We start from the raw sequence: 14,524 nt of genomic DNA, 5'->3' as shown, positions 1-14,524 counted from the left end.
GCCGACGGCTACGGCCTGGGCGCCGCGCCGGTCGCGCGCCGCCTCTGGGCCGAGGGCGCCCGGACCTTCTTCGTCGCCCGGCTCGAGGAGGGCGAAGCGCTCCGCGCGGCCATGGCCCACCGCCCCGCCCGCATTCTCGTGCTTGACGGCTTCACGCCGGGCGGCGGCCCGCGGCTGGCGGCCGCCGGTCTGATCCCCGTGCTGAACAGTTTCGACCAGGTCGCCGCCGCCAGTCGTTTCGCGCTGGGCGCCGAAATCTCCCTGCCCTGCGCGCTGCAGGTGGACACCGGCATGAACCGCCAGGGCCTGGGCCGGGGTGAGGCTGCAGCCCTCGTTCAATCCGACCGCCTCGGGGGCCTGGAGATTGAGCTGGTGATGAGCCACCTGGGCTGCGGCGCGACCCCCGATCACGGGCGCAATGCTGAGCAGCTGGCCGTCTTCCGCGCCGTCAGACAGCTTTTCCCGCAAGCGAAGGCCAGCCTCGCCGCCTCCGCCGGCGCCTTTCTGGGACCCGACTATCGTTTCGATCTCGTCCGCCCGGGCATCAGCCTGTTCGGTGGCGGACCCATGGAACGGCCCGATTCCCGGCTCCGGGCGGTGGCGCGGCTGGAGGCGCCCATTCTCGACATCCGCCATGTGGGCGCCGGAGAGCTCATCGGCTATGGCGCGACGATCCGGGCCGAAGCCGCAACCCGGGTCGCCCTGGTCGGCGCGGGCTACGCCGACGGCGTCATCCGCGCCACCCGCCGCGGCGGGCGGGCCTGGGCGGCGGGCGCGCTGCGCCGGCTCTACATCGTCGATATGGATCTGACCGTCGTGGACCTGGGGGACGCGCCCGCCCAGCCTGGCGACATGGTCGAGCTTTTGGGGCCCCACGCGCTGCTCGACGATCAGGCTCAGGCAGCAGGCAGCATCGCGCACGAATGCCTGGTGCGGCTATCCACCCGCGCCCAGCGCAGCTATCTCGGAGCCGAGGCCTCCTTGAGCGCCTAAGGCGGCCAAACCCAGGCGCCGGGCGTTAGACTACGCCATCAGCGAATCAGGAGTCCGGCTTGGCCAGAGACGGCGCGGTCTATGTCTGCCAGTCCTGCGGCGGCGTGCACGGAAAATGGGCCGGCCAGTGTCCCGCCTGCGGGGCCTGGAACACCATGGTCGAGGAGGCGCAGTCGCGGCCGCCCGGAGCCCTCGCGCCCGCCAAGTCCAGCCGGGGCCAGCGCGGCCTGGTGTTCGAGACCCTTGAGGCGGAGACCCCAGCGCCGCCGCGGATCCTCACCGGCGTGGCCGAATTCGACCGGGTCTGCGGCGGCGGCGTGGTGCCGGGCTCGGCCCTGCTGGTGGGTGGCGATCCAGGCGTGGGCAAATCCACCCTGCTGATGCAGGTGGTCGGCCAGGCGGCCCTGCGCGGCGCCCGCTGCGCCTATATTTCCGGCGAGGAGGCCGTTGAGCAGGTCCGCGCGCGCGCCCACCGCATGGGCCTGGCCAAGGCCCCCGTGCAACTGGCCGCCGAAACGTCCCTGCGCATCATCCTGGACGGCCTGAAGCGCGACGCCTTCGATCTGGTGATCATCGACTCCATCCAGACCATGTGGAGCGATGCACATGAGGCCGCGCCGGGCTCGGTCACCCAGGTTCGCGCCGCGGCCGGTGAACTGGTCCGCATCGCCAAGAAGCGCGGGGTGGCTGTCATCCTCGTCGGCCACGTCACCAAGGAAGGCGCCATAGCTGGCCCCAGGGTCATCGAGCACATGGTCGACGCCGTGCTCACCTTCGAGGGTGAGCGGGGCTATCCGTTCCGCATTCTTCGCGGCGTCAAGAACCGCTTCGGCGCCACCGACGAGATCGGCGTATTCGAGATGGCCGACGCCGGCCTGATGGAGGTGGTGAACCCCTCGGCCCTGTTCCTCAACACCTCTGGCGAACGGGCGGCAGGCGCGGCGGTGTTCGCCGGCATCGAAGGCTCGCGGCCGGTGCTGGTGGAAATCCAGGCCCTCGTCGCCCCCAGTGCCTATGGCACGCCGAGGCGGGCTGTCGTCGGCTGGGATTCCGGCCGGCTGGCCATGGTGCTGGCGGTGCTGGAGGCGAGGTGTGGCCTTGGTTTCGGCGACCGCGATGTCTATCTGAACGTTGCCGGCGGCCTTCGCGTCACCGAGCCCGCCGCTGATCTGGCCGCCGCCGCCGCCCTGGCCTCCTCCGCCCTCGACGTCGCCCTGCCCCAGGACTGCGTGGTGTTCGGCGAGATCAGCCTGTCGGGAGATATCCGGCAGGTCAGCCGGATGGATGGACGCCTGAAGGAGGCCGCCAAGCTGGGCTTCGGCCAGGCCCTTGCGCCCATGGAGGCCGAGGGCGGAACGGGCATGAAGGTCAACCCGGTCGCCCGGCTCGCCGACGCCATCGCCAGGATCGGCGAGCAAGATTGGAAAGGTCGCTCTTGACCCTGTTCGACATCATCGCCCTGGGGCTGCTGTCCATCTCGGCGGGCGTCGGCTTCTTCCGGGGCGCGGTCCGCGAGATGATGACCGTGCTCGCCCTGCTGGTGGCCGGCGCGGCGGCCCTTTGGGGCCTGCGCTTCTCCGGTCCGATCCTCCGGGGGATTGTCGAGCCGGCCTGGGCCGCCAATGTGGCCGCAATCCTCGTGGTGTTTGTGGCCGTCTATGTGGTTCTGCGCCTCATCGGAGGGAACATGGCCGCCCGGGTGCAGGCCACGGACGTCCTGGGCTTTCTCGATCGACTGATCGGCGCCGGCTTTGGCCTGGTGCGCTCCCTGGTGGTGCTCGGCGCCTTCAGCCTGGCCTTCAACGCCGCGACCCCGCCAGATCGGATGCCGCAATGGATCGCCGGTGCGGCGCTTTATCCCTTGACCAAGGCGGCCGGCGAGGTGCTGAAAGCCTTCGCGCCCAAGGGAATGGATGTGGCCGATCGGCTACGGCCAGCGATTGCTAGCGCGGTTCGCGACGGCGCGGGTGATCCGCCTTCGGAAGAAGGCTATGACGAGCGCGCGCGCGACGACATCGACGATCTGGTGGAGAAATCCCGATGAGCCCGGCTTCTGAGATCTGGTCCCCCCCGGTCCGAGACCCTGATGACGACAGCCTGAGGCTCGAGTGCGGCGTCTTCGGGGTCTATGGCGCGGCCCAGGCCGCAGGTCTCACCGCCCTGGGGCTCCACGCTCTGCAGCACCGGGGGCAGGAAGCCTGCGGGATCGCCAGCTTCGATGGCCACCGCTTCCACACTGAACGCCACATGGGCCGCGTCGGCGAGGCCTTCGGAGACGCCGATCTCGCCCAACGCCTGCCTGGCGGGGCCGCCATCGGCCACACCCGCTACTCCACCGCTGGCGGCAGCTTCATCCGCAACGTCCAGCCGATGTTCGCCGATCTGGAAAGCGGCGGCATCGCGCTGGCCCACAACGGCAACCTCACCAACTTCCTCACCCTGCGCCAGCATCTGGTGGCCGAGGGCGCTATCTTCCAGTCGACGTCGGACTCCGAGGTTATCCTCCATCTGGTGGCTCGCTCGAGGAAGGGGCGGATGACCGACCGCTTCATCGACGCCCTGTCGATGATCGAGGGCGGCTACGCCCTCGTGGCGCTCACCAACAAGAAGCTGATCGGCGTCCGCGATCCCCTGGGCATCCGCCCGCTGGTTCTGGGCAAGCTCGACAACACCTGGGTCCTGGCATCCGAGACCTGCGCCCTCGACATGATCGGCGCCCGGTTCGTCCGCGACATCGAACATGGCGAGATGGTGGTGATCGACGAGAACGGCGTCGAGAGCCTGCGGCCCTTCCCCGCCGCCCGGGCCCGCCCCTGCATCTTCGAATATGTCTATTTCGCCCGCCCCGATTCCGTGGTGAACGGCCGCTCGGTCTATGAGGTGCGCAAGCGCATGGGTCGTCGCCTGGCCCAGGAGAGCGCGCCACCCTGCGACGTGGTGGTGCCCGTGCCCGACTCCGGCGTGCCTGCGGCGCTCGGCTACGCCCAGGAGACTGGCGTGCCCTATGAGATGGGCATCATGCGTAACCACTATGTGGGCCGCACCTTCATCCAGCCGACCCAGGGCGCCCGGGAGCTTGGCGTGCGCATGAAGCTGTCGCCCAATCGCGCCGTTCTCGCCGGCAAGCGGGTGATGCTGATCGACGACTCCATCGTCCGCGGCACCAATTCCCTGCGGGTGGTGCGGATGGTGCGTGAGGCCGGCGCCAAGGAGGTTCACCTTCGCTCCGGCTCGCCGCCCATCATGTGGCCCGACTTCTACGGCATCGACATGCCTGAGCGCGAGCAGCTGCTGGCGGCCAACAACACCATCGCCGAGATGGCCAAGATGCTGGAGGTCGACAGCCTCGGCTTCCTCTCGGTGGACGGCCTCTACTGGGCCATGGAGTCCGAGCCCCGGGACCCGGCCGCGCCCCAGTTCACCGACCACTACTTCACGGGCGACTATCCGACCCGACTGCTCGACCGGGAGATCGCCGAGGGCCGGAATGCGGCCGATGAGCGCCAACTGACCTTCCTGGTCGACGCGTGATCGGCGCCGTTCGCGGCGCGCTCGCCCGGTTCAAGATCGACCCTTACATCCTGGCCATCCTGGCCACGGTGGTGTTCGCCTCCCTCGTGCCAGCCCGAGGACAGGCTGCCGAAGTGGTGGGGATCGCGACCAAGATCGGCGTCGCCCTGGTCTTCTTCCTGCACGGCGCCAAGCTCTCGCCCCAGGCCGTGGTGGCGGGCATCGCGCACTGGCGTCTGCATCTGGTGGTTCTAGGCACCACCTTCGCCCTGTTTCCGCTCGCGGGGCTGGCGTTCTCGACCCTGCCGCCCTGGATCGTGCCAGCGGCGCTCGCGCCCGGCCTGATCTATCTGGGCTGCCTGCCCTCCACCATCCAGTCGGCGGTCGGCTTCACCGCTGTGGCCCGGGGCAATGTGGCCGCCGCCGTCTGCGGCGCCTCGGCGTCAAATATCCTGGGGATCGCGATCACGCCCCTGCTGGTGGGCGTCCTGCTGAGCGCGCAGGGGGGCGGTCTGTCCTGGGGGGCGTTCGAGGCCATCCTGCTGCAACTGCTGGTCCCGTTCATCGCCGGTCAGCTCCTGCGCCGATGGATCGGCGGCTTCATTCAGCGCCACGCCAAGCAGGCCAGTCTCGTCGACCGGGGCTCGATCCTGCTGGTGGTCTACAACGCCTTTTCCGGCGCCGTGGCCGTCGGCATCTGGAGCCAGGTGTCTGTGGGCGACCTGGTGCGCCTGTCGCTCATCTGTCTCGTCCTGCTGGTCGCCTCCGTGGGCTGGACCGTCTGGATCAGCCGACGCATGAAGTTCCCGGTGGAGGACGAGGCGACCATCCTGTTTGGCGGCTCCAACAAGAGTCTGGCGGCGGGCGCGCCCATGGCCGCCGTCCTGTTCCCTGCCGCCACGGTGGGCTTCGTGTTGCTGCCCATCATGCTCTATCACCAGTTCCAGCTGATGGCCTGCGCGGCCATCGCCGGACACTATGCCAAACGGGCCGATGGCCCCTCAGAAGCCAGCTAGACAGTTCCCATGACGGATACCCCCAACCTGCCCCTCGCCGGCCGTGTCGCCCTGGTCACCGGCGCCAGCCGTGGCATCGGGCGGGAGTGCGCCATCGCCCTGGCTCAGGCTGGGGCCCATGTGATTGGCGTGGCCCGCACCCAAGGGGGCCTTGAGGTTCTGGACGACAAGATCCGCGCGGTTTCAGGCCAGGCCGCCACCCTGGTTCCCATGGACCTGGCGCAGGGCGACGGGATCGACCAGCTGGGGCTCGCCATCCACGAGCGTCACGGCAAGTTGGACATCCTGGTCCACGCCGCAGCCGTCCTGGGGGGCCTGAGCCCCATCTCTCACATTGATCCGCCGGCCTGGGACAAGACCGTCGCCATCAATCTCACGGCGACCTACCGCCTGCTGCGCAGCACCGAGCGGCTGCTCAAGGCCGCGCCGGCAGGTCGGGCCCTCATCTTCACCAGCGGTCGCGTGGCCCGGCCGAAGGCCTTCTGGGGCGCCTACGGGGCCACCAAGGCCGCCACAGATCATCTGGTGCGCACCTGGGCGGACGAGCTTGAGAACACGAGCGTGCGGGCGGCCCTGATCGATCCAGGCGCCATGCGCACCAAGATGCGCGCCGAAGCCATGCCGGGCGAGGATCCGGGCAGCCTGCCGGATCCAGCCGAGATCGGGCCGATGATCGTAGATCTGGCCCAGGCCGACCTGGGTCAGCCCGACGCGCCGATCAGCTTTTCCGCGTGGAAGGCTTCGAAGGCGTCTTCCGGCCACTGACCGGACGGGCGCGGGTGGGACGGGCCTTGGCGCCGCCGAACCCTGAAGACTTGCTCGGCCGCGAGGGCTTGCCGGCCTTGACCGGCTTGCCCGTCTTGGCGCCCAGAGGCTTCTTGGCCCCGGGCTTGGAGGAGCCTGTCTTGGCCTTGGCCTTGCGAGGCGCGGTGCGGGACGGTCCCGGCGATCGGGACTCACCCTCGGCATAGGGGTTGGCCCCGGACTTCACGGTCAGCCGCACCGGAACGCCAGGCAGGTCGAAGCTCTCGCGGATCGAGTGGATCAGATAGCGGCGATAGCTGTCGGGCAAGGTGCTGGCCCGGCTGGCGAACAGCACGAAGGTCGGCGGCCGCGCCTTGGTCTGGGTGATGTACTTGGGACGGACCCGGCGCCCATTCACCGCCGGCGGCGGGTGGCGCTGAACGGCCATGGCCAGCCAGTCGTTCAGGTCGCGGGTCTTGACCTTGGTTGACCAGTCATCGTGCGCCTTGAAGACCGCCGGCATTAGCCGGTCCAGATTGCGGCCCGTCTCCGCCGACAGGGCGATCATGGGCGCGCCGCGCACCTGCGGCAGCTTGCGCGAGACCTCTTCCTCAAGCTCCTTAAGGCGGATCTGCGGATCTTCCACCAGGTCCCATTTGGCCAGGACGAAGACCAGGGCGCGGCCCTCCCGCTCGACCAGATCGGCGATCTGCAGGTCCTGGATCTCCAGGGGATGGGTGGCGTCCATGACCAGCAGCACCACCTCGGCGAAGGTGATGGCGCGGATGGTGTCCTGGGTGGAGAGGCGCTCGAGCTTTTCCTGGACCTTGGCCTTGCGACGCAGGCCGGCGGTGTCCACCAGGCGTATGGCCCGATCATCCCAGGTCCAGTCGACCGGGATCGAGTCGCGGGTGATGCCCGCCTCAGGGCCCGTCAGCAGCCGGTCTTCGCCGATCAGGCGGTTGACCAGGGTGGACTTGCCGGCGTTGGGACGCCCGACAATGGCCAGCTGTACCGGCTTGATGCCGCCATCGTCCTCGTCCTCGCCAGCTTCGGGGAACAGGCGGACGACCTCTGCATAGAGATCAGCCATACCCTCACCATGCTCGGCTGAGACGGGGATCGGCTCGCCGAACCCCAGCCGGAAGGCGTCCAGGGTCCCGTCGTCGCCTTGCCGCCCCTCGGCCTTGTTGGCCAGGAGGATCACCGGCTTGCTCGACTTGCGCAGCAGCTCGCCGAACACCTCGTCCATCGGGGCGACGCCTTCGCGGGAATCCATGACGAACAGGATCAGGTCGGCTTCCTCGACGGCGAGTTCGGTCTGCTGGCGCATCCGCGCCTCCAGGCTCTCGTCGGTGACGTCTTCGAAGCCGGCCGTGTCGATCAGCTCCAGGTCGACATCGCCCAGCCGGCCCGACGCGAACTTGCGGTCCCGGGTGACGCCGGGCAGGTCATCGACGATGGCGAGCTTCCGTCCGGCCAGCCGGTTGAAGAGCGTGGACTTGCCCACATTCGGACGGCCGACGATGGCGATTTTGAGCGGCATAGGCGCCCCCTGGCGCGCTGGAACAGAAGCTGGTCTCCATAGACCAGATTCCGCTCAAATAGTGCTAATCCGCGCCGCAGGCGCGGATTGAATGACACAGGAACGTCGGGGTTGAGCCGGCGCGCCGGCTCCCTCCCTCTAACGCAGGGCGATCACCTGGGCGTCGTCGGTCACCACATAGACCATCCCGTCGGCCGCGATTGGCTCCAGGAGGACGCTCGAGCCGAGGTTCATCTTGCGGTCCACCGCGCCGGTCTTGGGATCCAGTACGGCCAGCTCCCCGGTCGAGGAGGCGACGATCAGCTTGTTTGAGGCCAACAGCGGACCCGTCCACAGGGGCTTGGCGCCCGGACGACCGCCGATGCCCAGAACACCGCCGACCTTCTTGGGCGTCACGCCTTCATTCAGGTCGCGGATCCAGTAGACCTGGCCGCTCTCCCGGGAGACGCAGATCACCTCCCCGGCCTTGGAGACCACATAGACCACATCCCCAGCCGGCCACGGCGTGGTGGTGGAGGTCACAGGCAGGGTCCAGCGCGGCGCGCCGGTGCGCAGGTCGATGGCGGCGAAGGCGCCCGCATGGCTGACCGCGTAAACGTCGCCCCGATAGATCGCGGGGCGGCCCGCGATGTCGCGGATCTCAGACAGGGCGTTGGTGCGGCTGCCCCGCGACAGGCCCTCGTTCCAGAGGTCATTGCCGTTACCGCTGCGCAAGGCCACCAGTTCGCCGGAGCTGAAGGCGGCGACCACGGTGTCGCCCGACACCGCCGGGGTCGAGGCGCCGAGGATCCGGGCGGGCTCGCTCAGGGCCTGATAGGTCCAGCTCGGCGCGCCGGTGGCGGTCTCGAAGGTCAGCAGGGTGTTGTCGATCGCCACCGCCATCACGCGGCCGGCCGTCACAGTGGGGGCGGCATGGATCGGCTGCTCGGTCTCTCGACGCCATTCCGAGGCGCCCGTGGCGGCGTCCAGGCGCGCCACGAAGCGGTAGCCGGAGGTGACATAGAGCTTGCCGCCCGCATAGGCCACACCGCCGCCGAAGCCTTCCCGCTCAGCGCGGCGTGACGGCTTCAGATCGACGCTCCAGACTGTCCGGCCGGTCTTGAGATCGATGGCCGAGACCTGGGCCGAGCCGTCCATCACATAGAGCCGACCATCGGCGGCCACCGGCGGGGCGGTGACATGATGGCCACGGCCCGAGCCTTCGCCGAAGTTCCGGCGCCAGGCGATATTGAATCCGACCGGCGCCTCGATGTGCTCGGACGCCTGCTCAGGAACGCCGCCCGGCAGCGGCCAGTCCGACCGGGCGTAGGGCGTCGGCAGGAAGAAGTCGGCGCCCGTCAGGGTGTCTGACGGCTCGATCGTGTCGTTGAAGGCGATGACCGAGATGCGCTCGCCCTCGCTGGCGATCTCCTGAGGACCATCATCCCGATCGAAGGGATTGAGGCGATTGACGGTCGAACAGCCGGAGATCGCAACGGTGCTGGCCAAGAGGACGGCGACCATCGAAGGGCGGGACAGGATCATTGCGGAGCAGAACCTTGCTGCTGCGGCGCCTGGGCGGCGGCCGCATCGTCGGAAGCGGGCTCAGGGAGCGCGCGCGAAGCCTTGACCGCTTCAGGCAGCGCCCCGGCGGTGCCGGAGTCGATCATCGCCCGGGCGGCCTGGGCCCGCTGCCGGGCCAGTTCCGAGACCCCTGGCATCAGGGCGAGAACGCCGAAATCGGCACGGGCCTCATCCATCTCGCCCCCCATGAGCTTGGCGAAGGCCAGGGCCTCGAGAGCCAGGGCGCGATAGGGACGCCCGTCCTCGGTCAGCGGCTCCAGCCGGGTCTTCAACTCCGACAGGGGAGCGGTATCGAGCAGGGCGAAGGCGGATTTGAGGCGGGCGGCGTCGGCCAGGATCGGGTCCGGGGCCTTGTCGGCCGCCTCATCGAACAGCTTTACCGCCGCATCGATATCGCCGTCATTCACCCGCAGCCCCGCCTGCTGCATCAGGGCCAGGGCGGCGTAACCGTCCGGCCCCTCGGCGGCCACTTCGGCGAAGCGCTGCTCGGCCTTGTTCATGTCGCCGGCGCCAAAGGCTTCGACGCCTTCGGCATAGGCCTCGGAGGCCTCGGCCATGGACCGGGTCTGAAGGGCGTTCCAGCCCCACACCCCCAGGACGATGACCAGCACCAGGGCAAGCCCACCCAGCACCCACGGAAGGGCGCGCAGGGCGAGCGTCTTGTAGCGGTCGGCGCGGAGTTGCTCCTCGACCTCTTCAAAAACGTCAGTCACGAATTGGAAACCCCGCGCTCAGGCGACGAAATCAGAGGCGGCGAACCTATAGTGCAAGCGGTCGCGCCGCAACGCCGCCCGGCCGCTGCGACGCATAAGGCCCGATGCGGCTGCTAACCGGCCTTGGGAAAATAGATTTCCGCCGGTCCCGGGAACCGCCGCGCCTGGACATCCTCGGCATAGGTCTGCACCGCGCCAAGGATTTCCCCTCGCAGGTCGGCATAACGACGGACGAACTTGGGCGTCCAGTCGAAGAGGCCGAGCATGTCGTCGGTCACCAGGATCTGCCCGTCGCACCCGGCCGAGGCGCCAATACCGATGGTAGGCACATCCACCGCCTGGGTGATCTCCCGGGCCAGCCCCTCGGCCACCCCCTCGACCACCAGGGCGAAGGCGCCGGCCGCGGCGGTGGCGCGCGCCTCATCGAGAATCTTCGCCCGCTCGGCCTCGCCGCGGCCCTTGGCGCGGAACCCGCCATCCACCAGCACAGCCTGCGGCCTGAGGCCAACATGGCCCATGACCGGAATGCCGCGCTTGACCAGATAGTCGATGGTTTCAGCGACCGTGGGGCCAGACTCCACCTTCACCGCCTGGGCGCCGGTCTCTTTCATCAGGCGCGCGGCGTTGGCATAGGCCTGCTCAGCCGAGCCCTCATAGGACCCGAAGGGCATGTCGACGACCACCATGGCCTTGCGCGAGCCGCGCATCACCGCCTGGCCGTGCAGGATCATCATCTCAAGGGTGACCCCGACGGTATTGGGCAGGCCGTGGATCACCATGCCGACCGAGTCTCCCACCAGCAGCAGGTCGCAGGCGTCATCCAGCAACTCCGCCATGGGGGCGGTGTAGGCGGTCAGGCAGACGATCGGCGTCTTGCCCTTTCGTCCGGTGATGTCGGGCGCCGCAAGGCGTCGCACCGTCTCCTGGCGTTGGGCGGACAGGGTCAGATCTCCTCGATGATACGGGTCAGGACGAGCCCCATGGCGACGACGGCGAGGCCAGCCACCAGCCAGATGGCCTCGATCCCGGCCGGGCCGTTCAACAGCCATTCGGCCTGCGGCGCCAGCTGGCGGACGCCGCTGGTCAGCACGCGGGCCGATTCGGTTGAGGCCGCCTCGGCGCGTGAAAACAGATTGGACATGATCAGCTGACTGGCGCCGATGACGCCACCCACCAGGCCGGCCGCGCCGATCAGCACCCGCCGGGCGGCCCAGCCACGGTCAAGCCGCTTCTGCACCCGTTCAGCGAAGAGGTCAGCATCCGGGCATTCGGGGGCGCGGGCGAACAGGCGCTCGATGGTGCGTTCAACCTCCATCTCAGCCATTGCCACGCCGTCCCTCCATCGCCTCGCCCTCAGGCGCCAGTCGGGCCTTGAGCTTATCCAGACCACGTTTGACATGGGATTTGACCGTTCCAAGCGGCAGGTTCAAGGCCTCCGCCGCCTCGGCGTGGGACAGCCCTGCTCCATAGCAGAGACTGACACAGAGTCGTTCGGCGTCACCGAGGCCCTTTAGCGCCTCATCCAGGTCCATGCGCCGGCCCGGGTCTGAGGGCTCGACGGTCTCCTGCAGGTCGGCAGTCTCCAGGCGCGCCCGCAATTGTCGATCCTTCTGAATCCGGCGCATGCAGGCCCGGGCCGCGATCTTCTTGACCCAGCCCCCGAAGGCCCCCTCGCCTCGAAACTCGGCGATCGATTCAAAGGCCGAAATGAAGGCGTCCTGGGCCAGATCGTCGGCTTCGGCCGCGCTCATACCCATCCGCCGTAACAGCGCCCGGACCGCTGAACCATGCCGGCGCACGAGTTCGCCAAAGGCCTGGCGGTCGCCGGATGCGGCCAGGCTGGCCAGCTCGACGTCATGCAGACTGGAAAGTCGGTGTCGTTCGGCCCGCGACATGGCTGTTCCCCGCCGCGCGCGATCAGGCCTTATCCCGACCGATGAAGGACATCAGGATGAAGGCCAGGCCAATGAAGCCGGGGAAGGCGGCGATGCCCAGGAAGATGTAGGTGGCGTCAGGCTCTTCAAAGCCGAGGGCGTAGCCGAAGGCCGCCAGCCCCACCGCGACCCCGACCCAGATGATCCCGGTCCGCAGATCCCGCGCAGGCGAGGCCTTGGGCTTGATCTTCACGTCGTGGGTCAAGGCCTGGATCAGTTCGGGCGGCAGCTGCTGGCCCTGTTCATAGGCGGCCTGGATCGTCTTGTGGAGCGCGGCGCGTTCCTTGGCCTTGAGATAGCGGGGCACGACGACGATGGCGACGATCGCGCTGAACACGATCGCGGTTGTGAAGACGCTTGAAATAATGCCGGCGATGGCGACGTCCATGGGAGTTTTCCTATCTAGGCGCGGTCGGGCGCTTCTGACCCGTTCACACCATAAGAGGCGCGCGCCGTCCCCGACAGATGCAAGCTCCGCCATGAAATCTTGGTCATGATTGGGCCCTGATCCCCGAGGAAGCGCCCCATGGGCGGCGTCCAGGGACTGCCATCATCTGTGCGGTGAGGCTTGGCGCTCGCATAAAAAATCATCATCACCGGGGACGTCAGGCGATTTGACACCGGCTCATCAACCCACGCGTTTACAGCGCCGGTTTTGTATGATGCGCTCGCTATTACTGATGGTTTTCGAAGATTTTTGGTCGATTTGATTGAATTTCCTGCGCAGAAGGCCGCGTTGGCCGCAGGGGTTTGCAGGATCGAGCCGCCATGAGGACCAGGCAGTTGATCTTGAGAGGCGGCGCCGGGATTTCGCCTGGCGTTCAGGCCGCCGTGAACACAGTTGGGGGACGACCATATGGCTGCCAGCCGCACCAGATCCTTTACCGCGATCCTGCTCGCCACCGCGCTCTATCTGCCCGGCGCGATCGCGCAGGCGGCCGCGCCGCCGGAGATGAAGGCTGCGGCCTCGGAAGGCGTGAAGAGCCGGGCCAAGCTCGCCCAGGAGATGGTCGATTCCATCTACAGCTTCGCCGAACCTGGCTTCCAGGAGTTCCGCACCTCGGAATATGTCACCAAGATCCTTGAGGAAAACGGTTTCAAGATCGAGCGCGGCGTCGCAGGCATCCCCACGGCCTGGACCGCCACCTGGGGCTCCGGCGGCCCGAAGATCGGCCTGGGCAGCGATATTGACGCCCTGCTGGCCCTGTCGCAGACCCCAGGCTCTCCTGAGCTGAAGCCCCAGGTTCAAGGCGCCCCCGGGCATGGGGAAGGCCACAATTCCGGCATGCCGATGATGGTTGTCGCCGCCCTGGCCGCCAAGGACATCATGCAGGCCAACAACCTGCCGGGCACCCTGATGATCTGGCCCGGGGTGGCCGAGGAACTGCTGGCGACCAAGGCCTTCTATGTGCGCGAGGGCCTGTTCGACGACGTCGACGTCAACATCTTCAGCCATGTGAGCCGCGACTTCTCCACCGGCTGGGGACCGGCCGGCAACAACGGCATGGTCTCGGTGGAATACACCTTCCACGGCAAGACCTCCCACGCGGCCGGCGCCCCCTGGGCCGGACGCAGCGCCCTGGACGGCGTCGAGCTGATGAACACCGCCTGGAACATGCGGCGCGAGCACCTGCCCGTCACACAGCGATCGCACTATGTGATCACCAATGGGGGCGGACAGCCCAACATCGTGCCCGGTGAAGCCAGCGTCTGGTACTATTTCCGGGAGCAGAACTTCGAGACCATCCGCGGCCTTTATGAGATCGGCAACCGGATCTCCGAGGCCGCCGCCATGGCGACAGACACTCGGGTCGAACGCCGGGTTCTCGGCTATGCGGCGCCGAACTACGGCAACAAGCCCCTGGCCGAAGCCGCCTATGCCAACATCAGGGCGGTGGGCATGCCGCAGTGGAGCGAGGCCGACCAAGCCTTCGCCCGCGCGACCCAGGAAGCCAACCATCTGAAGGTCGAACCCCTGGCCACGGAGATCGCCGAACTGTCGACGCCGGACTCCCGCGGGATCTCCATGGGCGGCGGCTCCGACGACATCGGCGACATCATGTGGACGGTGCCGACCATCACCATCCGCTATCCCTCAAACATCCCCAACACCATCGGTCACCATGTGACCGCGGCCATCGCCATGGCCACGCCGATCGCCCACAAGGGCGTGGTGGTGGGCGCCGAGGCCGTCGCCATGACCATTCTGGATCTGGTGACAACGCCCAGCCTGGTCGCCGAGGCCAAGGATTACTTCCAGAACGTGCAGCTCAAAGATCAGAAATATGATCCTGTGCTCGCTGACACGGACATGCCGGGCATTCATCTGAACGAGGACATTATGGCCCGGATGCGGCCCAAGATGGAGCCGTTCTATTACGACCCCAGCAAGTACGACACCTATCTGGAACAACTTGGGATCGCCTACCCCAATCTCCCGGCGAAGAAATAGTCCCAAGGCGGCGTCCCGCGTTATCCCCTTGGCGCGGGACGCCGAAACTACTC

General features: G+C 67.9%; 14 protein-coding genes. 7 read left to right on the top strand and 7 right to left on the bottom strand.

All coding sequences use genetic code 11. The features are described from left to right. The 6 genes from alr to Q8N19_RS14990 all read left to right on the top strand — a co-directional run. Positions 1–993: alanine racemase (gene alr, locus Q8N19_RS15015; protein WP_305592018.1), on the top strand; the 993-nt coding region annotated here is incomplete at its 5' end. Positions 994–1,052: 59 nt separating this feature from the next. Beyond that, entirely contained in the window at positions 1,053–2,432 is a 1,380-nt protein-coding gene (gene radA / locus Q8N19_RS15010; RefSeq protein WP_305592016.1) for a DNA repair protein RadA, read from the top strand. Then, a complete protein-coding gene (locus Q8N19_RS15005; protein WP_305592014.1) occupies positions 2,429–3,037 on the top strand; it encodes a CvpA family protein in 609 nt (202 codons plus the stop codon). Before radA ends, Q8N19_RS15005 begins: the two co-directional genes overlap by 4 nt. After that, positions 3,034–4,524, top strand: coding sequence for an amidophosphoribosyltransferase (gene purF / locus Q8N19_RS15000; RefSeq protein ID WP_305592012.1), 1,491 nt, complete (start codon positions 3,034–3,036; stop codon positions 4,522–4,524). Before Q8N19_RS15005 ends, purF begins: the two co-directional genes overlap by 4 nt. Then, complete coding sequence (locus Q8N19_RS14995) at positions 4,521–5,519, top strand: bile acid:sodium symporter family protein (RefSeq protein ID WP_371133872.1); 999 nt, start codon at positions 4,521–4,523, stop codon at positions 5,517–5,519. Before purF ends, Q8N19_RS14995 begins: the two co-directional genes overlap by 4 nt. Positions 5,520–5,528: 9 nt before the next feature. After that, positions 5,529–6,284: an SDR family NAD(P)-dependent oxidoreductase gene (locus Q8N19_RS14990; protein WP_305592010.1), complete on the top strand. Its 756-nt coding sequence runs from the start codon at positions 5,529–5,531 to the stop codon at positions 6,282–6,284. Here Q8N19_RS14990 and der read toward each other — a convergent pair. From der to Q8N19_RS14955, 7 genes are all read right to left on the bottom strand, one after another. After that, entirely contained in the window at positions 6,238–7,809 is a 1,572-nt protein-coding gene (der, locus tag Q8N19_RS14985; protein WP_371133871.1) for a ribosome biogenesis GTPase Der, read from the bottom strand. The genes Q8N19_RS14990 and der overlap by 47 nt on opposite strands. Before the next feature lie 138 nt (positions 7,810–7,947). Further along, positions 7,948–9,333 (bottom strand): PQQ-binding-like beta-propeller repeat protein, encoded by a 1,386-nt coding sequence (locus Q8N19_RS14980; RefSeq protein WP_305592008.1) that lies wholly within the window; start codon positions 9,331–9,333, stop codon positions 7,948–7,950. Then, positions 9,330–10,085, bottom strand: a complete 756-nt coding sequence (locus Q8N19_RS14975) for a tetratricopeptide repeat protein (protein WP_305592006.1) — start codon at positions 10,083–10,085, stop codon at positions 9,330–9,332. The genes Q8N19_RS14980 and Q8N19_RS14975 overlap by 4 nt, the downstream gene beginning before the upstream one ends. A 113-nt stretch (positions 10,086–10,198) precedes the next feature. Beyond that, the gene (gene panB / locus Q8N19_RS14970; protein WP_305592020.1) at positions 10,199–11,026 is read right to left on the bottom strand and encodes a 3-methyl-2-oxobutanoate hydroxymethyltransferase; all 828 of its coding nucleotides are present in this window, start codon (positions 11,024–11,026) and stop codon (positions 10,199–10,201) included. Between the two features lie 2 nt (positions 11,027–11,028). Beyond that, on the bottom strand, positions 11,029–11,415 hold the full coding sequence (locus Q8N19_RS14965; protein ID WP_305592004.1) for a hypothetical protein: 387 nt from the start codon (positions 11,413–11,415) through the stop codon (positions 11,029–11,031). Then, the gene (locus tag Q8N19_RS14960; protein ID WP_305592002.1) at positions 11,402–11,980 is read right to left on the bottom strand and encodes an RNA polymerase sigma factor; all 579 of its coding nucleotides are present in this window, start codon (positions 11,978–11,980) and stop codon (positions 11,402–11,404) included. Before Q8N19_RS14960 ends, Q8N19_RS14965 begins: the two co-directional genes overlap by 14 nt. Positions 11,981–12,002: 22 nt before the next feature. After that, complete coding sequence (locus tag Q8N19_RS14955) at positions 12,003–12,407, bottom strand: DUF6249 domain-containing protein (protein WP_305592000.1); 405 nt, start codon at positions 12,405–12,407, stop codon at positions 12,003–12,005. Between the two features lie 468 nt (positions 12,408–12,875). Here Q8N19_RS14955 and Q8N19_RS14950 point away from each other — a divergent pair, with 468 nt between their 5' ends. Beyond that, entirely contained in the window at positions 12,876–14,471 is a 1,596-nt protein-coding gene (locus Q8N19_RS14950; RefSeq protein WP_305591998.1) for an amidohydrolase, read from the top strand. Positions 14,472–14,524: the final 53 nt, after the last annotated feature.

The organism is Phenylobacterium sp. (assembly GCF_030693405.1).
In the GTDB taxonomy this organism is placed as follows: Bacteria; Pseudomonadota; Alphaproteobacteria; order Caulobacterales; family Caulobacteraceae; genus Phenylobacterium.
The sequence above is the reverse complement of the archived record's forward strand: the minus strand, read 5'-3'. Positions and strand labels throughout refer to the sequence as shown.

Coding starts and splice junctions, on each gene's coding strand:
- Q8N19_RS14955 (WP_305592000.1), bottom strand. CDS start 12,407: ATGGACGTCGCCATCGCCGGCATTATTTCAAGCGTCTTCACAACCGCG.
- Q8N19_RS14950 (WP_305591998.1), top strand. CDS start 12,876: ATGGCTGCCAGCCGCACCAGATCCTTTACCGCGATCCTGCTCGCCACC.
- Q8N19_RS14990 (WP_305592010.1), top strand. CDS start 5,529: ATGACGGATACCCCCAACCTGCCCCTCGCCGGCCGTGTCGCCCTGGTC.
- der (WP_371133871.1), bottom strand. CDS start 7,809: ATGCCGCTCAAAATCGCCATCGTCGGCCGTCCGAATGTGGGCAAGTCC.
- Q8N19_RS14960 (WP_305592002.1), bottom strand. CDS start 11,980: ATGTCGCGGGCCGAACGACACCGACTTTCCAGTCTGCATGACGTCGAG.
- Q8N19_RS14980 (WP_305592008.1), bottom strand. CDS start 9,333: ATGATCCTGTCCCGCCCTTCGATGGTCGCCGTCCTCTTGGCCAGCACC.
- purF (WP_305592012.1), top strand. CDS start 3,034: ATGAGCCCGGCTTCTGAGATCTGGTCCCCCCCGGTCCGAGACCCTGAT.